This window comes from Betaproteobacteria bacterium (assembly GCA_016194905.1).
GTDB lineage: Bacteria > Pseudomonadota > Gammaproteobacteria > Burkholderiales > JACQAP01 > JACQAP01.
Genome location: JACQAP010000026.1, coordinates 81,252 through 102,779, shown reverse-complemented (window position 1 = coordinate 102,779; position 21,528 = coordinate 81,252). Strand labels below are relative to the sequence as shown.

Sequence of the window (21,528 nt, the reverse complement as noted above, 5' to 3'; positions counted from 1 at the left end):
TCGGCCCTATCTGTTCAGCAACCTCCCGCAGCCACGCTGATGGTCGGCGACCCGTTGCCAACGTTCGGCGATGTATAGCTCACGCGGCAATTCGGCACCGTTCCGCCGTTGACATCCACGGTCAATGTCGCGCCCGCTCCGGCGCCGCCGGGCGTAATGTTGACGTCAGTTTCCAGGTTCGATATTTGCAAGGCGGTCTGAATGCCGGCGAGATCGGCGGTTGGATAGCCGTTGACCAGCGTCACGTTCTGCGCCTCCATCTGAATGGTCACCGGACCCGAAGCAAGCGTATTCGAGGCGATCACCTGGGCATGGGCCAGCGCCGCCGCGGATCGCAGGCCACCATAGAGCGCTTGCGTCTTGGCGATTCTTGCCTGCGTCTGCAATGCGATAAAGCGCGGGAGCGCCACCGCTGCGAGAATCGCGATAATGCTGATGGTAACCACCAACTCGATCAACGTGAAGCCGCGGCTGCGTTGCTTCGTTCCGTGTGCCTCGCCGGATGTCAATCGCATTTCTCCTTTTGAACGCACTCTATCTTCCCCTGCCGGGGCGTTCCGGTGCTATTCCCGCACGTTCCGTACCTGTTTTCACGGCAACCATGTGTATCCCTGTGGCTGCATCAGGTCGACCCACACCTGGGCACGGGAAGCCTGCGATGAAGTCGTTGCCGGACCCTGAATCCGCACAGCCCGATAACGAATGGTGAAATCCCGGCCGCCGTAGGGCATAAAGTGGCGCCGATTGTTCACCGTATACACCAGTTCCCGGTTGCGCTTGTCGTAGAACCACTTGCCCGCCGTCCCATCTCGGGGCGGCGAATCGAATTCGCCGAGATAGTTCTCCGGCGGCTCGGCAAGCCAAATCACCGGATTTTCGTCTGCGAGTGTCGGCATTTCCGACAGCCGGTTGTTCATGATCAGGTCGGCGATCTTGTACCTCAGTCCGGTACGCATGTTTGCCACGGTCATTTCCATCGCCGTCTTTTCCGCGTACTCCTGGTAGTAGAACGCCCGCTCCAGGAACACGGCCAGGAAGATCGCAAACAGCACGATGCTCACGGCCAGTTCCAACTGGCTTGCACCGCGCTGATGCCAGCGCCTCGGTCCTTTGTACATCGATCACTTCTTCAACGCCGCCTGGCCCAGATCCCAGATCGGAAGGAACACGCCCAGTGCGAGGATCAGGACCAGAATTCCCAGGCAGACGATGAGGATCGGTTCGATCTGCGAACCCAGCGTCTTCAGCTCGTATTCGACCTCGCGTTGATACATTTCGGCGATCTCTTCCATCATGTCGTCGAGTGCGCCGGATTCCTCGCCCACCATGACCATCTGCATCACCACCGGCGTAAAAATTCCAGCATGCAGGGCTGTGCGCAACACGCTTTCGCCGCGCTCCACGCCTTCCCGCATTTTCTCCACTTTCTCCGTAACAAAAGTGTTGTCCACGGTTTGCGCAACCAGCGACAGGCCTTGCACCACCGGCACGCCGCTGCGCATGGAAAGCGAGAAGCTGCGCGAGAATCGAGCCAGCGTGGCCTTGAGCACGATCTTGCCGGCGATGGGGATGCGCAGCTTGAACCGATCCCAGGCGTATCTGCCGTGTTTAGTCCGCGTGTAGCTGCGGAACGCAAAGACAGCGGCGATCAGCCCGGCGAGCAGAATGGGCCAGGTAGCGACCATCAAGTTGGAAAAACCGATCAGCAGCTTGGTGATCGCCGGCAATTCCGCGTTGAAGCCTTTGTAGACCTTGGCAAATTCGGGGATGACGAAAAGATTGATAATGACAATCGCGACCGCCATGGCCGCGATGACGAAGATCGGATAGCGCAACGCCGATTTGACCTGGTTGCGCATGGCCTCCTGGAACTCGAGATGGTTGAACATCCGCAGGAAGATCTCCTCGAGCTGCCCCGTGGTTTCGCCGACGTACACCATGGCAACGTAAAAAGGCGAAAACACCGCGTTCTGCCGCTGCATGGCGACCGACAGCGGTCGGCCGCTGTCGAGATTCTCGCGCAGGCTGCGCAGTACTTCCCTGAACGTCGGATTGCCGGACGACTCCTGCAGGCCACCGAGGGCACGCATGATCGGCACGCCAGCCTTCAGCAGCGCGTACATCTGACGGCTGAACAACAGCAGATCCTCAGTCCTTATGGGCTGCTGCTTCAGACGCGAGAAATATTCGCTTACCGGGGAAGTCTGCCCGCGGTTCGTTTCGCCGATTTCGACCGGTGTGATACCGGCGCTGAAAAGTTGGCCGGCAATGGCGCCGCTATCCGTCCCCTCCATCACGCCGCGCACCAACTCTCCGGCGGCATTTCGGCCTTTGTAGGCGAAGAAACTCATGCGTCGTCGGCCTGGCTACTGATGCGCATGGCCTCTTCCACCGTCGTGCGACCGCCGGCGACAAGCTGGACCGCGTGGTCCCTGAGGGTCTCGCCCTCCATCTGTTTGCGCGCCACACCGATGAATACCGCCGGGTCGGCCTGATTGGCCGCTTCCACCACCGGCCTGGTCATTTCCAGCATTTCGTATACACCGGTGCGGCCCAGATAACCGGTGCCGTTGCATTGGGTGCAACCCTTGCCCTTCATGAAGCTGCGGTCATCCACCGTGCCACCCAGTTGCATTCGCATCCATTCGTGTTCAGCCGGATCGAGCGGCTTCTCTTCGGCGCAGCTCTCGCAAACCAGCCGGAGCAGGCGTTGCGCGACTACGACCTGCAGCGACATGGCAACCATGTAGCGCGGCGCGCCCATGTCCAGCAGTCGGATCGGCGTACTGACCGCGTCATTGGTATGCAGCGTCGAGAACACCATGTGACCCGTCATCGCCGCACGCAATCCGGTCTCGACCGTGTCCTGATCGCGCATTTCGCCGACCAGGATCACATCCGGATCCTGGCGCAGCGCGGTGCGCAGCACCCTGCTGAACGTCAGGTCGATTTTTTCGTGGATCTGCACCTGATTGATTCCGGGCAGGCGATATTCCACCGGGTCTTCCACGGTGATAATCTTGCGCTCCGGTGTATTCAATTCCTCGAGCGCGGCATACAGAGTGGTCGTTTTGCCGCTGCCGGTCGGCCCCGTCACCAGTACCATGCCGCTCGGCCGATGGATGACTGAGCGCAACCGGTCGAGCATGCGTGTGGGCAATCCGATGCGCTCGAGGCCAAGTATGCCGCCGCTCTGATTGAGCAAGCGCGCAACGGCGGATTCTCCATGCTGCGTAGGCATGGTCGAAATGCGCACGTCGATCTGAACATTCCTGACCTTGACATTGAAACGCCCGTCCTGGGGCAGGCGCTTTTCCGAGATATCCAGGCCGGACATGAGTTTCAGCCGCAGCGTGAGTGCGGAGGCGATCTTCGAATCCGCTTCGGCCTGTACATGCAGCATGCCGTCGATCCGGAAACGGATCAGCACCTTGTGTTCCTGGGGCTCGATATGAATATCCGAGGCGCGCACTTGCACGGCGTCCTCGAACACGGATTGCAACAACTTCACCACGGGCGCATCTTCGGCGCCCGGCGTCAATCCGAGCGCGGCAAAGTCGGTGGTTTCGCCAAGTTCCTCTCCGAGCTCCAGCGCCAGTCCGCTGATTTCCTCCGTGCGGCGATAGACCCGGTCGATAGTCTGCAACAACAGCGATTCACCGACTACCGCGAGTTGAATTTCGCGCTTCAGGACACGATTGATTTCGTCATAGGCAAACAAGTCTGTTGGATCGGACATGCCAACCCGATAGAACACGCCCGTATCCTCGAGTACGATCGCGCGAAAGCGGCGCGCCAGAGTTTCCGGCAAGCGCGTTGCGACTTCGGGGCGAATATTGAAATGCTTGAGGTTGATGAAGGGAACCTGCAACTGCCGTGCAAGCGCGCTTCCGATCTGTTCTTCTGTAACAAACCCGGCATCGATGAAAATGCGGCCGAGCTTACGCCCACTGCGCTTCTGTTCGTCGAGTGCAGTCTTGAGCTTGTCCTCCGTCAGCAATTTTTGCTGAAGAAGAATCTCGCCTAGCCTTATTTTTTCCGGTCTGCCCATCTGCCTGGTTTACGTGTAGAGGCGTCTCTTTCCGTCTAACTTGAGGTTTGAGTTGCAGATCATTGAATTACAAGATTAAACTACTAAGTCTCGCAAATTGCAACAAATAATGTTCGATATCGTCCTCTTCGAGCCCGAAATTCCTCCCAATACAGGGAACGTCATCCGGCTCTGCGCCAATACCGGCTGCAGGCTGCATTTGATCCAGCCTCTGGGATTTCAGCTCGGCGATCGCCAACTGAAACGCGCCGGGCTGGATTACCACGAATACGCTTCAGTGCAGGTCCACAAAGACTGGCCTGCCCTGCTGCAGGCATTGCCAGGCCGGCGATTCGCTTTCAGCACCAAGGCGACAAGACGTTTTGATAGCGTCAAATACCTGCCCGGCGACGTGCTCATATTCGGGCCCGAAACCCGGGGTCTGCCAGGAGAGCTTTTAGCAAGCTTTGATCCGCAGCTTCGTCTCTGCTTGCCGATGGTAGCGGCAAGCCGAAGCCTCAACCTGTCCAACGCGGTGGCGGTAGTGGTATACGAAGCGTGGCGACAGAATGGCTTCGCCGGGATGGCGAGTTAGCGCACGCTCTCTGACTTTGGCTCGCGCTGCAACAAGCTCTCGACCAAGTCGCGGGCCGAAGTTGTGCCGTCGAGCAATTGTGAGACGGCCCATGTGATCGGCATGTCGATGGCAAGCTGTTCCGAAATACGCAATACTTCCGGTGCCGTGTAGACCCCTTCGGCTACGTGGCCGAGTTCTGCCAGGATCGCCGGTAGCGGTCGTCCCAGCGCGAGTTGCAGTCCGACCCGGCGATTTCTCGACAAATCAGACGTTGACGTCAGCATCAGGTCGCCGGCACCGGCAAGGCCTATGAAGGTCTCGGCACGGCCGCCGAGGCGCACTCCCAACCTCGTCACTTCCGCCAGGCCACGTGTAATCAGCGCCGCGCGCGCCGAAGCCCCCAGGTTGAGGCCATCGCAAACACCGGCAGCAATGGCGATGACATTTTTCACGGCTCCGCCGGTCTCCACCCCGACAAGATCGTCGCTGGAGTAGACGCGCAACCGGCCGGTATGCAGTTCCCGCGAGGCGGCGGCGGCAAACTGCGAATCGTGAGAGGCCAGCGTTACCGCGGCCGGCAAGCCGCGCGCAACTTCGCTGGCAAAGCTCGGCCCGGATAGTGCGGCGCGCGGCTGTCCGGATGGCAGTACCTCTTCAGCCACTTGGTGCGGAAATTTCGCACTACCGGTTTCGAACCCCTTGCACAGCCAGACCACCCCCGCTGTCGTTGCGGCTGACGCAGCCCGCCTCAAGGTCTCGCGCAATGCCGATGTAGGAACGGCGACAATGATCAACTCGCTATCCTCGATGGCCGATTCCATCTCCGGTGTTACCCGAACGCGCTTGGGTATCGCCACGTCGGGCAGATAGCGTGCATTGATCCGGTCGGCTGCCAGCTTCCGGCTTTGCACCGGATCACGGGCCCATAACGAGATTTGATGGTGAGAAGCCAGCGCAATGCCGAGTGCCGTGCCCCATGCCCCGGCGCCGAGAATGGCGAGCCTCATAGGCCCCAGAGCTGGCTTACTTTGACGAATCCGGTGGCGCCATCGTTATGGCGCACTTTGGCCCAGCCCGCCGCAGTATCGACCAGTTCCAGGAAAACGTTTTTTTCGGCGGTGAACACCACCGGGGAACTCTCATTGGCTGCCTGGCGTGCCTCTGCACTTGCCACTTTCACCATGACGGTATGACGTTCTGACAGGTGGCTGTTCTCTATCCAGGCGAACTCGCCGGTATCGTCACGGACCTTGGTCCACGCCTCGATCTTGACGACAACCTCCACCGGGTAACCCCGGGATAGGACGAAGAGCTTCTGCGCCTTGGTCGACGGTGCGTCGTAAAGGATCGCCGCCGGTTCGGCAACGGACCGAAACTCCAGTGCTGCCGCATTTGTACTGGCAAGCAGTACCGCAAGAACGACCAGAGACCACGGCCTGCCGTTCATATTGAGCCTGTTAATGCGTCGCTCCCGCTCCAGCCTTGCTTTGAGCATTCGCTTCGCGCTGCGCCTGAAATATTGCTTCGAAGTTGACCGGGTTCAGCAATACCGGGGCAAAACCGGCGCGCACGACCGCATCGGAGACGACCTCGCGCGCGTAGGGATAAAGAATGTTGGGGCAGGTGATCCCCAGCACCGGTTCGAGGTCTTCCTGCGGCAGATTGCGGATCTGGAACACGCCGCCTTGACTCGCCTCAACCAGAAAAACCGTCTTTTCCGCAAGCTTGGCCGTCACGGTTACGCTTACCACAACCTCGAAGTAACCCTCATCGATCGGGTTGGCGCTGGTATTCATCTGTATCTCGACTTGCGGCGTATCACGTTCGAGATATATTTTCGGTGCGTTAGGCACTTCGACCGAGAGATCCTTTACGAACAGTTTCTCGATCGAAAACACCGGCTGGTTGGGCTGCTGGCTCATGTGGACTGGTCTCGTTGGATAGTGGGGGTTCAGGCCGCGGATTTCCTGGTCTCATCGCGCAAAAGGGGATCGAGCCCGCCGGCGGCATCGAGCGCGGCGAGGTCATCGAATCCGCCGACATGCCGATCATCGATGTAGATCTGCGGAACCGTGCGCCTTCCGGTGCGTTCCATCATTTCGGTGCGTCGTGCGGGCTGCAGATCGACGCGAATCTTCTCGATGTGCCCGACGCCTTTGCTGGTTAACAACCGTTCGGCGGCCACGCAATAAGGACAGACTGCCGTGCAATACATGTTGATGCTCGGCATTATTTTTCTACCGGCATGTTGGCCTGCTGCCAGGCGTTGATGCCTCCGGCCAGAACGACGACCTCGGCAAAACCGGCCTTCTTGAGTAGCGCGGTTGCCGCGTGCGACCGGCCCCCGGTCTGGCAGAGTACGACCGCAGGACGATTCTTGAATTTTTCCAGTTCCCCTATGCGCTTGTCGAGTTGTGCAAGGGGAATATTCTTCGCGTTCGGTGCATGGCCGGCACTGAATTCCGCCGGCTCGCGCACGTCGATCATCACCGCATCCTTGCGATTGAGCAGTTGCACCGCCTGCAGCGCGCCGACCTCGGGCACGCCGCTGAGACGCCGGTTCACGAGCGGCCATAGCAGAATCGCGCCGCTCACCGCGGCTGCCAACACGAGCCATATGTTGTTCAGTACGAATTTCATTTAGTTTCCTTGACCCTCTGCATTTTTACATAGGCTGCGAGCCCCACAGCATTTGACTCGCGCGATGCCACGTTCTCCAGCACCTTCGCTATTCTGGCGCGTTCGCCCGGATAATTCGCCACGGCCAGATCCCATTGGGTTCGCGCTGCATCCTCCTGTCCGTCGAGCGCAAGCAAAACGGCCTGCCGATAGACCACGTCCGGCGCGGGCGCGAAGTGCATAACGGCATCGTTCAAGGTGAACTTGCTCTCGATCTGTTCCCGGTCGAGCACTATCGTGCGCGCCAGGGCGAGTTCCACGAAAGGCGCAAACAGCGAATGCTGCTGCAACTCGAGCAGGACAGCGGCCGGACTTCGCGTCTGCGCAGCGGCATCCCGCTGCGGAACTCGATGCACGGACTGAAGTGTGCGGTAGTCCTGATAGATATTGGCAACGGCAATCCACCCGAGCAGCAGTACCAGTACCGGCACCATCCTTCCGCCGGTCCGCTTGCCGATCGTTGTTGCAGCAGATTCAGAAGCGCCGCTGACAACCGCGGCGGTACCCAGGAAATACGCGTACCAGAGCGGGTACTCTAGCATACTGTGAATGCTCAGAATCGCGGCGAGCGACAGCACCCACCACATCGACGCCGAGAATTCGTTCCGCAATACGCTGCGTAGCCAAAGTGCAATTCCCGCTAGGAGTACGGCAACCCCTGCAACCCCGAACTCGGCCATCGTATGCAGCAGCAGGTTGTGAGCGTTGTCATTGATCACGTCCTCTGCGCGCGGCGGCGGCAACTGCCCGTTCAGCAGAAAGTGCTGCCACGGAAATTGCCGGAATCCCTGCCCGAATAGCGGCGCGTCGCAAAACATCAGCCAGGCCTCCTGCCACAGACGAAAACGGACCGGGGACAGCATGCCTTCACTGCGCATGCGTGCGCCGACCGCCTGCACTGAAGTAGACGAAGTATCCACCAGAATGCCCGCAAACCATTGCGCCAGCAGAAATCCCGCGAAAGCCGCAATGCTCAGCAGGAGAATGCGGGACGCGCCAGGTGAAGGCCGCAGAACGCGATGCAGACCCGCGAGGATCACCAGCGCCGCGAGAAAGAGCCAGATGCTGCGCGAGCCGGATACCATCAGCACAATGAGCAGAGGCATAGTGACCACAAGTGCGATAGCCAGACGAACACGAGCGGAGCCATACAGGAAGATCAGCGATGCGATTCCCATACAAAGATAATTCGCGAGGTGATTGGGTTGGCCAGTATTGGCGTAGATGCGTCCCGTCACGGGCGGAAGCATGAAAGGCTGCAGCAGCGACGAAATCCCCCACAGCTGCCCCAGCCCGATAGCGGCACTTACCAGCGCTCCGGCCAGGGTGAACCACGACAATACGGTAACCAGCCTCTCCAACCCGAAAATTTCCCGGAGACGCCACGCCAGTGAGGCCAGCGCCATGGCCCAGATCAGGTAGAGGATCGCCAGCAGGTTCTGCTGTGGATAAACCGTGCGGCCGAGCGCGACGTGCAGAAGAATCAGCGCCGCGAATCCGAGAAACACCAGGCTGGAACGCGGCAGCTGAATCACCGGCCATGCAAAACGCCCGTATAAGCAGGTGACGGCGGCGAGGCCAAGGACGACGGCTGCGGCTTCGCCATAGAAGCTGGAAATGGGCTCGAAAAAATTCGGACTCTGGAACGGCAACACCCAAGCGAGCCCGATCAATGTGAGGGCCAGCCTGGCCCGCCACGCATCGAAGGCACTGAGATTCGAGATCGTCAAGGCGGGCCTTTCCTGGCGATGGTTTTTCATTGTTCTGGGCAAGGTGCCAGCAGTAGCGCCAGCGACGTCGGCAGGACACTCGCCGATGCGGGTAATACAATTCTATCCGCTGGGCGCGAAAGCGCCCGCATCCCTCCAACCTCGCGATCATTGCATGTTTCCATGAAAAAAATCGTACTGCTGCGCCACGGTGAAAGCGTCTGGAACAAGGAAAACCGGTTCACCGGCTGGACCGATGTCGATCTTTCGGAGAAAGGCCTCGGGGAAGCACACGACGCCGGCCGGTTGCTTAAACAGGAAGGCTTCACCTTCGATCTCGCCCATGGTTCGGTACTCAAGCGCGCGATCCGCACGATGTGGATTGCGCTCGAAGAACTGGATCTCACATGGATCCCCCAGCAGCTTTCGTGGCGGCTGAACGAACGTCACTACGGCACGCTGCAGGGTTTGAACAAGACCGACATGGCCGAACGCTATGGCGCAGAGCAGATTCTGGTCTGGCGCCGCAGTTACGACACGCCCCCTCCAGCGCTCGAACCTGGCGACGCTCGCTATCCCGGAAACGATCGCCGCTACGCCGACATGCAGCCTCGGGACATTCCTCTCACTGAATGTCTGAAGGACACGGTGACACGCTTTCTACCCCACTGGAACGATGTGATCGCACCACAAGTCAAAGCCGGCAAGCGCGTCATTGTGGTCGCGCACGGCAATACCATTCGCGCACTGGTGAAATATCTCGACAACGTATCGGAACAGGACATCGTGGGGCTGAATATTCCCACCGGCATCCCGCTGGTTTATGAGCTGGACGATGCGCTGAAGCCGCTGCGCAACTACTACCTGGGCGACCAGGAGAAGGCAAAGCAGGCTGCGGCCGCCGTGGCGGCGCAGGCGCGCGGCAAGTCTTGAGCACGGAGCGGAAAAACCTTCAGCTATTTCCGGCTGCGGTCGCGGCGCTGTTCATGCTAGCCGTTTCGGCCGGGGCGCAAGCCGGACCCAAGGACGAACTGAAAGACCTTCGCGGCCGCATCGAGGCCCTGCAGAAGCAGCTCACCGAGTCCGAGGGGTCGAAAGCCGAAGTAGCCGATGCGCTGAAGGATTCGGAACGCGCGGTCAGCGAGACCAGCCGCAAGTTGTATCAGATCTCCGGCCAGCGGCGCGAGGTCAATAGCGCTTTGTCCCGTCTGCAATCGCGAACTCGTGTCGTGGAAAGCAATATCGCCGACGAACAGGCCACGCTGGGCCGGCTGCTCTATCAGCAGTATGTCGGCGGACAGTCGGACGCCATCAAGCTGGTGCTCAACGGCAAAGACCCGAACGAAATCGCACGTCAGCTGCACTACCTCAGTTACGTCTCGCGAGCCCGCGCCGAACTCCTCGCCAGCCTCAGGGAAAATCTCGCCAACCTCGAGAAACTGACAGACGAAACCCGCCGCAGGAGTTCGGAACTGCACGCGCTGCAAAGCGAGGAAACATCGCAAATGCGCCGGTTGGAGAAGGAAAAAGCGGAACGCCAGCGGGTCTACGTCAGGGTTTCGGACGACATCGACAAGAGCCGCGAGCAGCTTTCCACGCTCAAACGCGACGAAGAACGGCTCTCCCAGCTGATCGAGCGGCTCGCAAAGGAAGCAGCGCGCAAGAACAAGAAACCCGGCAAACGCATAACCAATCAGGCATTGCCGAATGCCGACACCGGATCAGGGCCATTCCGCCAGTTGAAGGGCAGATTGCGGCTACCGGTGATCGGGGAACTGATGAACCGCTTCGGCGGCCAAAGAAAGGACAGTGGTTTATCGTGGAAGGGTTTGTTTATTTCCGCCAAGCCCGGCCGGGACGTCAAGGCGGTAGCCGGCGGCCGGGTAGTTTACGCAGACTGGCTGCGCGGCTTCGGTAACCTGCTGATTCTTGACCACGGCGACGGTTATATGAGCCTATATGGCAATAACGAGTCGCTGCTCAAACAGGTCGGCGAAGAAACCCGGGCGGGCGACACGATCGCCGCAACGGGCAACAGCGGTGGCAACCCTGATTCGGGTTTATACTTTGAACTGAGATTTCAGGGAAAGCCTTTCGACCCCATCCCTTGGGTAACGTTGAAATGAGATCGCGCGCCATCGGGTTGCGCACATGAGGAGTCATGAAGATGCATAGCAAATTTCGGCAGATTGGCCTGATTGTCCTTGGGGCGATCCTTGGCGTGCTGATCAGCCTGAACTTTTCCGCCGTGGCGCAAAAAAACGTCGGCCCGCTGCCGATCGAGGATTTGCGCGCGTTCACCGAAGTATTCGGTCGCATCAAGAACGACTATGTCGAGCCGGTCGACGACAAGAAGCTCATCTCCGAAGCGATCAACGGCATGCTGTCCGGCCTGGATCCGCATTCCGCCTATCTGGACGCCGAAGCATTCAGGGACCTGCAGGTCGGCACCCAGGGCGAATTTGGCGGCCTGGGCATCGAAGTCGGCATGGAAGACGGTTTCGTCAAGGTCGTCGCGCCGATCGAGGATACACCGGCCTGGCGGGCGGGCCTCAAGTCGGGCGATCTGATCATCAAGCTCGACGAAGCCAATGTGAAAGGCATGACCCTGAACGATGCCGTCAAGCGCATGCGCGGTAAACCCAATACGCCGATCACGCTGACCTTCGTGCGCAAAGGCGATACCAAGCCGCGCGTGGTGACGCTGACCCGCGCCGTGATCCAGATCCAGAGCGTGAAGTCCAAGTTGCTCGAACCGGGTTACGCCTATTTCCGGGTCACCCAGTTCCAGGAGCACACCGGCGAGACCCTGGCGAAATACGTCGAGAAGCTGTTCAAGGACAACAACGGCCCGATGAAGGGCATCATCCTGGATTTGCGCAATGATCCGGGCGGTCTGCTCAACGGCGCCGTGGCTATTTCGTCGGCCTTCCTGCCAAGCGAAGCGCTGGTGGTCTACACCGAAGGTCGCACCGAAGACGCCAAGATGAAGCTGTTCGCGCGCCCCGAGTATTACCTGCGCGGCAGCAAGGACGACTATCTCAAGAAGCTGCCGAAGGAGCTCAAGACACTGCCGATGGTCGTGCTGGTCAACAGCGGATCTGCATCGGCGTCGGAAATCGTGGCGGGCGCCCTGCAGGATCACAAGCGCGCGGTGGTGATGGGGACGCAGACGTTCGGCAAGGGATCGGTGCAGACCATTCTTCCGCTCGGCAACGGCACCGCGATCAAGCTCACCACTGCGCGCTACTTCACGCCGAACGGACGCTCGATCCAGGCGAAGGGCATCACACCCGACATCATCGTCGAAGAAGCGACCGTGACCGAAGGGGAGGCCGCCGCCAGGTTGCGTGAAGCCGACTTGGAGCGCCATCTGGCCAATCCGCAAGGCGGTACGTCCGAAATCAAGCAACCCGCGCCGCAGCCGCAGTCGGCGGTGCCGCCCGCGCCGTCAGCGCCCAAGGCCGAGGACAAACCTACCGATGACGGCACGCCGCCGGACATCGTGTCGAAGAACGACTATCAGTTGAATCAGGCGTTGAATCTGCTAAAAGGTCTGCAGATTATTGGCAAGAGATAACCGCTGCCTAGGCAAGCGCCAGCCAACGGAAGGCCCGCCCAGTGCGGGCCTTCCGCGTTAAGATGCCCGCAAAATCCGGACTAATTACCGCAATGGACGACAACCAACTACTGCGTTACAGCCGCCACATCTTGCTGCCCGAGATCGGCATCGACGGCCAGCAGAAGTTGCTCGACTCGCACGCCTTGATGATCGGCGCCGGCGGACTCGGCGCCCCGGTATCGCTTTATCTGGCAGCGAGCGGCGTGGGTCGATTCACCGTATGCGACGACGACAATGTCGACCTGACCAATCTGCAACGGCAGATCGTGCATTTCACCGATTCGATCGGCGAGCGCAAGGTCGAATCCGCGCGCCGCACGCTGTCGCGCATCAATCCGGAGACCGTTGTCACCGCCATTGCTGAACGCGTAGCCGGCGAACGATTGGAGGAACTGGTCCAGTCCGCGGATGTGATCATCGATTGCACCGACAATTTCGCCACGCGTCATGCCATCAATCGCGCCTGCGTCAGATTTTCCAAACCGCTGGTGTCGGGCGCGGGTGTCCGCTTCGACGGCCAGGTTGCGGTATTCGATCTGCGCAGAGCGGACAGCCCGTGCTATCACTGCCTGTTTCCGGAAAGTGGGGATCTCGAGGAAATGCGCTGTGCCGTCATGGGCGTATTCGCCCCGCTGGTCGGAATAATTGGTTCGGTCCAGGCCGCCGAAGTGCTGAAATTGCTGATGGGCGTGGGCCGGGACCTGACCGGCAGGTTGCTGCTGCTCGACGCGCTGACGATGGAATGGAGGAGTGTGCGACTCAAGAAAGATCCGCATTGCGCCGTGTGCGCGGCGGGAGATACGACGCAGCGCGAAGCCGTTGAGGTGTGCGCGCGGCCGTAACGTTGACGCTTACTGCTTGCGAACTTCCACGCGCGTCCGGCCGTTGGCCGCGGATACATAGATCATTTCCTTGCTGGTGACTTCCTTGAGATGCCAGGCCGCGGCAAAACCCACCGGCATCAGACTGGGCAAGGTCGAAGACTCGATCCTGGTGTGCAGGTAGCCATCGCGTACCGCCCAGTTGCCGCTCGCAGAGAAGTAGTACACCAGCCGGCCATTCTTCACTTCGTAATTGGGGCGATTCGGCAGATAGAAATCGGGGGGCACCAGCATGCGCAACTCGCCCTGCCAGTTGACCCGCCCTCCGGGAAGCAGCGTGAACTCGGTTTCGACGATCACGTCGTCCGGTGCGACTTCGCGCGAACCCCAGGTCCCGGCGACCACTTTCGCAAAGTCGTCGTCCGAGGTGCCGCAACCGCCCAGCAATACAAACATGGCAGCGCACGCCATGGCCCTGACGACCTTCGCGGCATATCGCAAGGAAGCTATACCAGCGCGGGCCATTGCGCGGCCCACTGCTCCGTGGGGTCGCGCCTGAATCCGCTCTTGGCAAACTGGTGCCAGCGGCCGACCACGAAAGCGATCATGAGATTGGCCTGGGCGGCTGCGTCGGTATTTTCCGGAATCTGTTTTTCCGAAATCGCGAAGCGCAAGGCCTGCTTCAGCGTTGCTTCCAGCCGGTCATGCAACTGGTTGATGCGCGCCTGCAGGCGCTCGTCTTCATTGACCAGTGCGTCGCCGATCAGCACACGCGTCATGCCGGGATTTTTCTTGGCAAAGCCGAGCAACGTCGTCATGATCGCCTCGAGCTGCTTCAGTCCGCTCGCCTCCTCCGCGGTAATCTTGTTCACCAGCCCAAACAGGGTCTGCTCGATGAATTCGATCAATCCCTCGAACATCTGCGCCTTGCTCGCGAAATGCCGGTAGAGCGCCGCCTCCGAAACATCGAGTCTGGCAGCGAGCGCGGCAGTGGTGATTTTTTCACCCTTTGGATTTTCGAGCATGCTCGCAAGGGTCTGCAGAATCTGCAGCTTGCGTTCTCCCGGCTTGGTAGGCATGGCAACGCTGATTGGGGTGGAGGGAGGAAAGGTTACCCGAACGGCGCGAAATTTAACACGAACCGGCGTTGTGCGAAGCGGCGCGCCTTACAGGAGGCGCAACAACCTGGGTAGCCGGAACAGTTGCCGCACATTGGCGTCCACCCAGGCCGGCGCGCAATTCGACTCCGTCATCCACACGGTTTTCATTCCCAGACGCTTGGCGGTGCGCAGATTCTCCAAGCTATCTTCCACCATGACGCAGCGCGACGCTACCAGTCGATGCGCGTGCATCAGGCGCAGAAATCCGTGTGCTTCCGGCTTAGGTCGAAACCGGGTGCGCTCGATCGAAAAGACATCGTCGAACAGATCGCGCACCCCCAGCGCCTGCAGGACGGCACGCGCGTAATGTCCCGGCGCATTCGAGAACACGATCTTGCGGCCTGGCAGGCGCCGCAGGACGGAGCGCAATTCACGGCGGCCCACGACCATGCGGTCGAGTTCGGGGAAATGATGGGTTTCGCGCAAAAAATGCCCTGGATCGACGCGATGGTGCCGGATCAGACCGAGCAGCGTCGCACCGTAGCGCTTCCAGTAGAAGTCGCGTAACGCGTTGGCGTCCTCCTCGTCGAGATCGAGCAGCCCGGCTACGTACTCCGTCATCGAGCGGTTGATATGCGGAAAGATATGCGGTCGCGCATCGTGGAGGGTGTTATCGAGGTCGAAGATCCAGACCCTCGACCTGCGCACGCGGGAAACAGTCATTTCAGCGGAAGGACCGCACGCCCTCGATCGACAAGCTGACCGTTAGCGGTTGCGGATCAACGTCCCCACACCCTGATCGGTGAGCACTTCCAGCAACAGCGCGTGCTCGACCCGCCCGTCGATGATGTGCACGCTCCTGACGCCGCTCTTGGCCGCGTCCAGCGCCGAGTCGATCTTGGGCAGCATGCCGCCGTGGATGGTGCCGTCAGCGAACAGATCGTCCACCTGTTTGGGCGTCAATCCGGTCAGCAGCTTGCCGTTCTTGTCGAGCACCCCGGGCGTATTGGTCAGCAGGATCAGCTTTTCGGCGTGCAGGATCTCGGCCAGTTTGCCGGCGACCAGGTCGGCGTTGATGTTGTAGGACTCGCCGTCCTCGCCCACCCCGATGGGCGCCACCACCGGAATGAATTCGCGGCTCTCCAGCAGGGAAATCACTTCCGGGTCGATACTCTGGATCTCGCCGACCTGGCCGATGTCGAGCATCTCGGCGGCATCGTCCTTGTTCGAGAGCAACAACTTCTTGGCGCGAATGAAGGAACCGTCCTTGCCGGTCAGACCGATCGCACGGCCGCCGTTTTGGTTGATCAGGTTGACGATGTCCTTGTTCACCAGGCCGCCGAGCACCATTTCGACGATGTCCATGGTTTCGCGGTCGGTGACCCGCATACCCTGGATGAATTCGCCCTTTTTGCCGACGCGCTTGAGCATGTCGTCGATCTGCGGCCCGCCGCCGTGGACGACCACCGGGTCCATGCCGACCAGCTTGAGAAGCACCACATCACGCGCGAAGGAGTGCTTGAGCTTCTCGTCGGTCATGGCGTTGCCGCCGTATTTGACGACGATGGTCTTGCCGTGGAAACGGCGGATGTAGGGCAGCGCCTCGGCGAGGATCTGCGCTTTCTGCGCTACGTCGGTGGCGGACAGGGACATGGTGCGCTCACGTGAACTTGGGAATAGCGCGGATTCTACCGCGACGGTTACAAGGATCGTGATGAAACCGTGATTTTCGGGTGATAAGGCCGTGAGCATTGGCGCCGAGAATGCCGCACTGACGGGACTGAACCTGTCTGTTTTCTCGCCCGGCCCGGGTACTTTCACCCGGGCCGTCATTCCGGGGTGGCAACCCAGACACGAAGGGGAATTCTCATGAACAAGAGCAAGTCGATGACGGGACTCGCGATCGCAGCCGCTGCCGCTTCGCTGTTCGCTTCGGGCCTGGTCGGGGCCGCCGACGAAAGCGGATCGGGCGTGCAGATCAAGTGTTTCGGTGCGAATGCCTGCAAAGGTCACGGCCAGTGCAAAACCTCGATGAACGAATGCAAGGGGCACAACGCCTGCAAGGGCAAAGGCTTCGTCGAAATGACCGAAAAGGCGTGCGTCGAAAAACTCGGCCGCAGCTGATTCCGTTTTATGCCGGAACGAAACAGCACATCAACCCGGTTGAGCGCTGCAACGCCCCGTTCATTCACCAACTGCAAAGGAGCAACAATGAAAACCTCTGATCGCATCATCCGCAGCACCTTCGCCAGCCTGTTCGCGGCCGGCGCGCTGGCCTTCGGCTCCCAATCGATGGCCGCCGACAACGACCACAGCAAGGAAGAGAAGTGCGCCGGCATCATCAAGGCCAGCAAGAACGACTGCGCCACCAGCAAGAACCAGTGTCACGGCCATGTCACCAGCGACCGCGACCCGGAAGCGTGGATCTATGTGCCGAAGGGCACCTGCGAAAAGATTTCCGGTGCGCATCTGACCGCCGCCATCGATCCGACTCCCGGCGTCAAGAACTGAGCCCACAGCCTCGGGGCCGGGCAGCTTCCGGTCCCGACTTCGTTCCCCAATTTACGGGCGCCACCCCGGCAGCGCCCGAAATCGCGAGGCCATCATGAACATGTCAATTTTGCGAGTTGCTGCTGCGTTATCCCTGTTTGCAGCGGCGATGAACCTGCACGCAGAACAACTGACCGAACGTAAAACGCTGACACTGGAAGGTGCGGAGAAAGTCATGGCGGCGGCCATCGCCGAAGCCAGACGCCTCGATGCACCCGGCGGCGCGATTGCGATTGTCGATGACGGCGGCCATGCCGTGCTCACCGCGCGTCTGGACAATACCTTTCCGGCCGCGTCCACGATTTCCCTTGGCAAAGCGCGCACTTCGGCTCTGTTTCGCAAACCGACCAAATTTTTCGAAGACATCGTCAACAAGGGTCGCATCACCATGGTGGCATTGCCCGACACATTGTTCACCCCGTTGCAGGGCGGCATCCCGTTGGTCGTGGACGGCCAGACCGTCGGCGCGATCGGTATGAGTGGCGCGGCGAGTGCGGCTCAAGATGAGGAAATAGCCATGGCGGCGGCCAAGGTACTGACCGGAGAAAACAGATGATCTCCGTTGCGCGACTGCTGCTTGCGGCCGCCCTCGGCCTCGTTGCCGGCGCCGCCATGCCGGCGCCGGGCACAGCGGACCCGGATATCTTTCCCGGCAATCCGCGCGCCGTGGTGGACCTGGCAACCAGCACCGGGGCCGCATTGGTCAAGGGTGAGTGGCGCTACAGCGATACCCGCATCGTCGAAGCGCGCTTCATCGGCCCCGGTGCGGACGGTCAGCCCACCGGCGAACCGGTTGCCACCTACGACTACCTGCCGAAAGCGGGCGGCGCTGACTTCGACGACAGCGCCTGGGAAATCATCGCGCCGGAAACCCTGAAACGACCGCGTGGCCATGGCCATGTCGCATTCAACTGGTACCGGATCCGGCTCACCGTTCCCGCGCGCATCGGACGGTTCGATCCGACCGGCGCCTCCGTCGTATTCGAAACCAAGGTGGACGATTACGCCGAGATCTGGGTGGACGGCGAGATTGCCTACGCCATGGGCGACAGCGGCGGGCCGGTCGTGAAAGGTTGGAACGCGAAGAATCGTCTCGTCATCGGCCGCGACGTCAAACCCGGCCAGCAAATCCAGTTGGCTGTGTTCGGGATCAATGGCCCGATTTCGCGTTCTCCGACCAACTTCATCTTCCTGCATCACGCCCGGCTGGAGTTTCACAATGGCCCGACCGGGCCGATGGCAATTCCTCCGCACGAAGTCAACATCGAGGTCGAACGGCTGGATCCGGAGATCGACCGCATCGTCAGCCAGAATCCCAAGCTGTTCAAGCTGGCCGACGGCTTCCAGTTCACGGAAGGACCGGTATGGGTACGCGACGGCGGTTACCTGCTGTTTTCCGATCCGAACGCCAACACCATATATAAATACACACGCGCTGGCGCCTTGTCGGTATTCCGTTCCCCAAGCGGCTACGAAGGTGCGGACATAGCGGAATTCGGTCAACCGGGATCCAACGGTCTTACGGTGGACAGGCAGGGACGGCTTACCTTCGATGAGCACGGTAACCATCGGGTGAGTCGCCTGGAGCGCGACGGCACGATCACCGTGCTCGCCGACAACTATCAGGGCAAAAGGTTGAACAGTCCGAACGACCTGGTAATCAAGTCCGACGGCGCTGTGTACTTCACCGATCCGCCATTCGGCCTGCCGAAGTTCTTCGACGATGCGCGCAAGGAACTGCCCTACAGCGGTATCTACCGTATCAAGGACGGCATGCTTGCGCTGCTATCGGCCGATCTGACCGGCCCCAACGGCATCGCCTTCTCTCCCGACGAGAAGCATCTCTACATCGGCAACTGGGATGAAAAAAACAAAGTCGTGATGCGTTACCCGGTAAACCGCGACGGCACTCTGGCGCCTGGCGAGGTGTTCTTCGACATGACCGCCGCGCCTGGCGAAGACGCGCTTGACGGCATCAAGGTGGATGCAGAAGGTCATCTCTACGTATCCGGTCCCGGCGGACTATGGATCCTTGCGCCCGATGGACGACACCTCGGTACCATCCGTGGGCCGAAGCATGCGCACAACATGGCGTGGGGCGACGATGGCAACACGCTCTATCTCACCGCGCAGTCGGCGCTATACCGGCTGCCGCTCAAAGTTCAGGGCATTCGGCCCTAGATTGCATATCTGCGAATTGCTTCTCTCCTCCCTTGCGCCCGGCTTGCCGGGCTTTTTTTTGCCGGCGACCGGCATGGGGCAACTCTGTCGTTCGCTCAAGCCCATCCTTACAGCCTGCGCTCAAAAGACTTCCATCGGTCATTTCGCGCCGCCAGCCGTGACCAAAGCTTGTCTTCTCCGTGATCTTTGCGTGATCAACGCCGCCAATACTGCCGCCATCTGATCAGGCCGATCGGGCCTGCAGAAACAGACAGGGCCTGCCGCCCGGCCAGAACACAAGGAGATATCGAATGAACACCGTCGCCATGTCACTCTTATCGATGAATGTCGGCACGGCTGCGGCCGTGCGCCACTCGCGCGCCGCCGACGCGCTGCTGTCGCTGATGAGCTTCTACGAGCAGGGCGAAGGCCTGGAAGAAGGTGAGGAATCCGAGACCGAACTGATGGTGCTGTTGTCCGGCATGGTCGCAGTCGATATCGGCGCGTTGCAAGGCGAGTGACATGGGCGCATGCGAATCGATGAACGGACACGGTATCCCGGCGCGTGCAGGCATCGGTCTGCGCCCACCGCACTACCGGCAGTTGCTGGATGAATTGCCGGACATCGGCTGGCTCGAAGTCCACAGCGAAAACTATTTCTGCGAGGGCGGCCAGCCGCTGTACTTCCTCGATCGCCTGCGCCGGCACTATCCCGTCAGCCTGCACGGCGTCGGCCTGTCGCTGGGATCGACCGATGCGCTGTCCCGCGAGCACCTGACGAATCTGGCCCGCCTGATCGATCGCGTCGAACCGGCACTGGTTTCCGAGCACCTGTCGTGGAGTTCAGTCGGCGGCCGCTTCTACAACGACCTGCTGCCATTGCCCCATAGCGAGCAGGCGCTCGCAGTGGTATGCCGTCATATCAATCAGGCCCAGGAATTTCTCGGCCGTCAGATCCTGGTCGAGAACGTTTCCAGTTACCTGCAATTCGCCGAGTCGAACCTGCCGGAATGGGAGTTCGTCGCGGAAGTGGCGCGCCGCACAGGCTGCGGCATCCTGCTCGACGTCAACAATGTCTACGTGTCATCGGTCAATCACGGCTTCGACGCAGCGCGTTATCTGCGCGGCATTCCGACGGCGCACGTCCGGGAAATCCATCTTGCCGGCCACGATCACAACGGGCGCTGCCTGATCGACACGCATGGCGCCCGCGTCGCCGAACCGGTGTGGGCCCTGTACCGCGAAGCCGTCGCGCGTTTCGGGCGCGTCCCGACGCTCATCGAATGGGACACGGACCTGCCGCCGCTCGCCGTCCTTGTCGACGAAGCCGCCGCCGCCGACAGAATCCTGGCCGACACCATCATGGAGAACCGGCATGCCCTCGCTGCGTGAACTGCAACTGAAGTTCGTCGCCACCCTGCTTGATCCGGCGGGCAACTACGCGACCGCACACGTGATCGACAACGCCATCCCGGCGCACGAACGCATCGGCGTCTACCGCAACAACGTGATATCGAATTTTCGCCAGACATTGCGCGCCGTCTATCCGGTGATCGAACGCCTGGTCGGCGCGCGCTTCTTCGACCGCGCCGCCGACCGCTACATGCGCGTGCATCCCTCCGCCAGCGGCGACCTGAACCGCTTCGGAGAAACCTTCGCGGATTTTCTCGATACCTGGCCGCCGGCGCGCGAACCGCGATACCTCGCCGATGTGGCCCGCCTTGAATGGCTGGTGGAGGAATCGTTCCACGCAACCGACCGCGAAAGCCTGCGGCCGACCGATCTCGCCGCGGTTCCGCCCGATCGCCAGACATTGCTGACCTTCGATCTGCATCCTTCCTGCCGGCTGCTGGTCTCTGCCTATCCCATCCATCGCATCTGGCAGGTGAACCAGCCGGATGCGCCGGATGACGCTTCGGTGGATCTCGCGGAAGGCGGCGTGTTCCTGCTGGTCCGGCGTCACGGCCGTGAAGTCGCAATCGAAACGCTCGACCGCGGCGGCTTCTGCATGTTCAGCCTGTTCGCCGCCGGGAGAAATTTCGACGAGGCGCTCCGCTACTCAGTTTCGGTACAGCCGGATTTCGATGTCGCCGCCTTCCTGCAGCGCCACGTGTTCGGCGGCGCATTCGCCGGCTTCGACTGGCCGCTGTCCTGCAGCGACGAGACGGCGGACGGCGACTCGCAGCGCCCATTCGCGGCGGCTGCGTGACCGAACGTTTAGGTTTGCGTGAGACGTGCGTGATCTTTCGCGAACACACTCGCAATCACCAGGTGGCCCGA

At 60.6% G+C, this 21,528-nt stretch carries 26 protein-coding genes; 12 read left to right on the top strand and 14 right to left on the bottom strand.

Annotated features, from left to right (window positions below; translation table 11 throughout):
* Positions 1-14: 14 nt before the first annotated feature.
* From HY067_17670 to tadA, 4 genes are all read right to left on the bottom strand, one after another.
* Complete coding sequence (locus tag HY067_17670; protein ID MBI3529783.1) at positions 15-515, bottom strand: type II secretion system protein; 501 nt, start codon at positions 513-515, stop codon at positions 15-17.
* A 75-nt stretch (positions 516-590) separates the two neighbouring features.
* The gene (locus HY067_17665; GenBank protein MBI3529782.1) at positions 591-1,118 is read right to left on the bottom strand and encodes a hypothetical protein; all 528 of its coding nucleotides are present in this window, start codon (positions 1,116-1,118) and stop codon (positions 591-593) included.
* Between the two features lie 3 nt (positions 1,119-1,121).
* On the bottom strand, positions 1,122-2,351 hold the full coding sequence (locus HY067_17660; GenBank protein MBI3529781.1) for a type II secretion system F family protein: 1,230 nt from the start codon (positions 2,349-2,351) through the stop codon (positions 1,122-1,124).
* Positions 2,348-4,051, bottom strand: a complete 1,704-nt coding sequence (gene tadA / locus HY067_17655; protein MBI3529780.1) for a Flp pilus assembly complex ATPase component TadA — start codon at positions 4,049-4,051, stop codon at positions 2,348-2,350. Before tadA ends, HY067_17660 begins: the two co-directional genes overlap by 4 nt.
* 109 nt (positions 4,052-4,160) lie before the next feature.
* Here tadA and trmL point away from each other — a divergent pair, with 109 nt between their 5' ends.
* Positions 4,161-4,625, top strand: coding sequence for a tRNA (uridine(34)/cytosine(34)/5-carboxymethylaminomethyluridine(34)-2'-O)-methyltransferase TrmL (trmL, locus tag HY067_17650; GenBank protein MBI3529779.1), 465 nt, complete (start codon positions 4,161-4,163; stop codon positions 4,623-4,625).
* Here trmL and HY067_17645 read toward each other — a convergent pair.
* The 6 genes from HY067_17645 to HY067_17620 are packed head-to-tail and all read right to left on the bottom strand — an operon-like array spanning position 4,622 to position 9,016.
* Positions 4,622-5,614: an NAD(P)-dependent glycerol-3-phosphate dehydrogenase gene (locus HY067_17645; protein MBI3529778.1), complete on the bottom strand. Its 993-nt coding sequence runs from the start codon at positions 5,612-5,614 to the stop codon at positions 4,622-4,624. The two genes, trmL and HY067_17645, sit on opposite strands and share 4 nt — an antisense overlap.
* Positions 5,611-6,054, bottom strand: coding sequence for an SH3 domain-containing protein (locus HY067_17640; protein ID MBI3529777.1), 444 nt, complete (start codon positions 6,052-6,054; stop codon positions 5,611-5,613). The genes HY067_17645 and HY067_17640 overlap by 4 nt, the downstream gene beginning before the upstream one ends.
* 10 nt (positions 6,055-6,064) lie before the next feature.
* A complete protein-coding gene (gene secB, locus HY067_17635) occupies positions 6,065-6,529 on the bottom strand; it encodes a protein-export chaperone SecB (GenBank protein ID MBI3529776.1) in 465 nt (154 codons plus the stop codon).
* 29 nt (positions 6,530-6,558) lie between these two features.
* Positions 6,559-6,837, bottom strand: coding sequence for a glutaredoxin 3 (gene grxC / locus HY067_17630; protein MBI3529775.1), 279 nt, complete (start codon positions 6,835-6,837; stop codon positions 6,559-6,561).
* A complete protein-coding gene (locus HY067_17625; GenBank protein ID MBI3529774.1) occupies positions 6,837-7,247 on the bottom strand; it encodes a rhodanese-like domain-containing protein in 411 nt (136 codons plus the stop codon). The genes grxC and HY067_17625 overlap by 1 nt, the downstream gene beginning before the upstream one ends.
* On the bottom strand, positions 7,244-9,016 hold the full coding sequence (locus HY067_17620; protein MBI3529773.1) for an O-antigen ligase C-terminal domain-containing protein: 1,773 nt from the start codon (positions 9,014-9,016) through the stop codon (positions 7,244-7,246). Before HY067_17620 ends, HY067_17625 begins: the two co-directional genes overlap by 4 nt.
* Before the next feature lie 162 nt (positions 9,017-9,178).
* Between HY067_17620 and gpmA the strand changes: the two genes are divergently transcribed.
* The 4 genes from gpmA to moeB all read left to right on the top strand — a co-directional run bounded on the left by gpmA (position 9,179) and on the right by moeB (position 13,459).
* Complete coding sequence (gene gpmA, locus HY067_17615) at positions 9,179-9,928, top strand: 2,3-diphosphoglycerate-dependent phosphoglycerate mutase (GenBank protein MBI3529772.1); 750 nt, start codon at positions 9,179-9,181, stop codon at positions 9,926-9,928.
* Positions 9,929-9,981: 53 nt separating this feature from the next.
* Positions 9,982-11,121 carry a peptidoglycan DD-metalloendopeptidase family protein gene (locus tag HY067_17610; GenBank protein ID MBI3529771.1) on the top strand — a complete coding sequence of 380 codons (1,140 nt, stop codon included), beginning with the start codon at positions 9,982-9,984 and terminating at the stop codon, positions 11,119-11,121.
* A gap of 41 nt (positions 11,122-11,162) precedes the next feature.
* On the top strand, positions 11,163-12,575 hold the full coding sequence (locus HY067_17605) for a S41 family peptidase (GenBank protein ID MBI3529770.1): 1,413 nt from the start codon (positions 11,163-11,165) through the stop codon (positions 12,573-12,575).
* 92 nt (positions 12,576-12,667) lie between these two features.
* The gene (gene moeB / locus HY067_17600; GenBank protein MBI3529769.1) at positions 12,668-13,459 is read left to right on the top strand and encodes a molybdopterin-synthase adenylyltransferase MoeB; all 792 of its coding nucleotides are present in this window, start codon (positions 12,668-12,670) and stop codon (positions 13,457-13,459) included.
* Between the two features lie 9 nt (positions 13,460-13,468).
* Here the strand turns inward: moeB and HY067_17595 are convergent, their stop codons facing one another.
* From HY067_17595 to argB, 4 genes are all read right to left on the bottom strand, one after another.
* Positions 13,469-13,909, bottom strand: a complete 441-nt coding sequence (locus HY067_17595; GenBank protein MBI3529768.1) for a hypothetical protein — start codon at positions 13,907-13,909, stop codon at positions 13,469-13,471.
* Positions 13,910-13,944: 35 nt separating this feature from the next.
* Complete coding sequence (gene slmA, locus HY067_17590; protein MBI3529767.1) at positions 13,945-14,517, bottom strand: nucleoid occlusion factor SlmA; 573 nt, start codon at positions 14,515-14,517, stop codon at positions 13,945-13,947.
* Positions 14,518-14,604: 87 nt separating this feature from the next.
* Positions 14,605-15,261 (bottom strand): pyrimidine 5'-nucleotidase, encoded by a 657-nt coding sequence (locus tag HY067_17585; GenBank protein MBI3529766.1) that lies wholly within the window; start codon positions 15,259-15,261, stop codon positions 14,605-14,607.
* A 42-nt stretch (positions 15,262-15,303) separates the two neighbouring features.
* Positions 15,304-16,191 (bottom strand): acetylglutamate kinase, encoded by an 888-nt coding sequence (gene argB / locus HY067_17580; protein ID MBI3529765.1) that lies wholly within the window; start codon positions 16,189-16,191, stop codon positions 15,304-15,306.
* Positions 16,192-16,407: 216 nt separating this feature from the next.
* On the opposite strand from argB, the gene HY067_17575 reads away from it, so the two are divergent.
* The 7 genes from HY067_17575 (at position 16,408) to HY067_17545 (ending at position 21,457) form a co-directional block, all read left to right on the top strand.
* Entirely contained in the window at positions 16,408-16,662 is a 255-nt protein-coding gene (locus HY067_17575) for a hypothetical protein (GenBank protein ID MBI3529764.1), read from the top strand.
* A gap of 87 nt (positions 16,663-16,749) precedes the next feature.
* Positions 16,750-17,049 (top strand): DUF2282 domain-containing protein, encoded by a 300-nt coding sequence (locus HY067_17570; protein MBI3529763.1) that lies wholly within the window; start codon positions 16,750-16,752, stop codon positions 17,047-17,049.
* Positions 17,050-17,197: 148 nt separating this feature from the next.
* Entirely contained in the window at positions 17,198-17,644 is a 447-nt protein-coding gene (locus tag HY067_17565) for a heme-binding protein (protein ID MBI3529762.1), read from the top strand.
* A 680-nt stretch (positions 17,645-18,324) separates the two neighbouring features.
* Complete coding sequence (locus tag HY067_17560) at positions 18,325-19,269, top strand: SMP-30/gluconolactonase/LRE family protein (protein ID MBI3529761.1); 945 nt, start codon at positions 18,325-18,327, stop codon at positions 19,267-19,269.
* A gap of 290 nt (positions 19,270-19,559) precedes the next feature.
* Positions 19,560-19,769 (top strand): hypothetical protein, encoded by a 210-nt coding sequence (locus tag HY067_17555; protein ID MBI3529760.1) that lies wholly within the window; start codon positions 19,560-19,562, stop codon positions 19,767-19,769.
* A gap of 1 nt (position 19,770) precedes the next feature.
* Positions 19,771-20,640 carry a DUF692 domain-containing protein gene (locus HY067_17550; protein MBI3529759.1) on the top strand — a complete coding sequence of 290 codons (870 nt, stop codon included), beginning with the start codon at positions 19,771-19,773 and terminating at the stop codon, positions 20,638-20,640.
* Complete coding sequence (locus tag HY067_17545) at positions 20,624-21,457, top strand: putative DNA-binding domain-containing protein (protein ID MBI3529758.1); 834 nt, start codon at positions 20,624-20,626, stop codon at positions 21,455-21,457. Before HY067_17550 ends, HY067_17545 begins: the two co-directional genes overlap by 17 nt.
* The last annotated feature ends 71 nt before the right edge of the window (positions 21,458-21,528 follow it).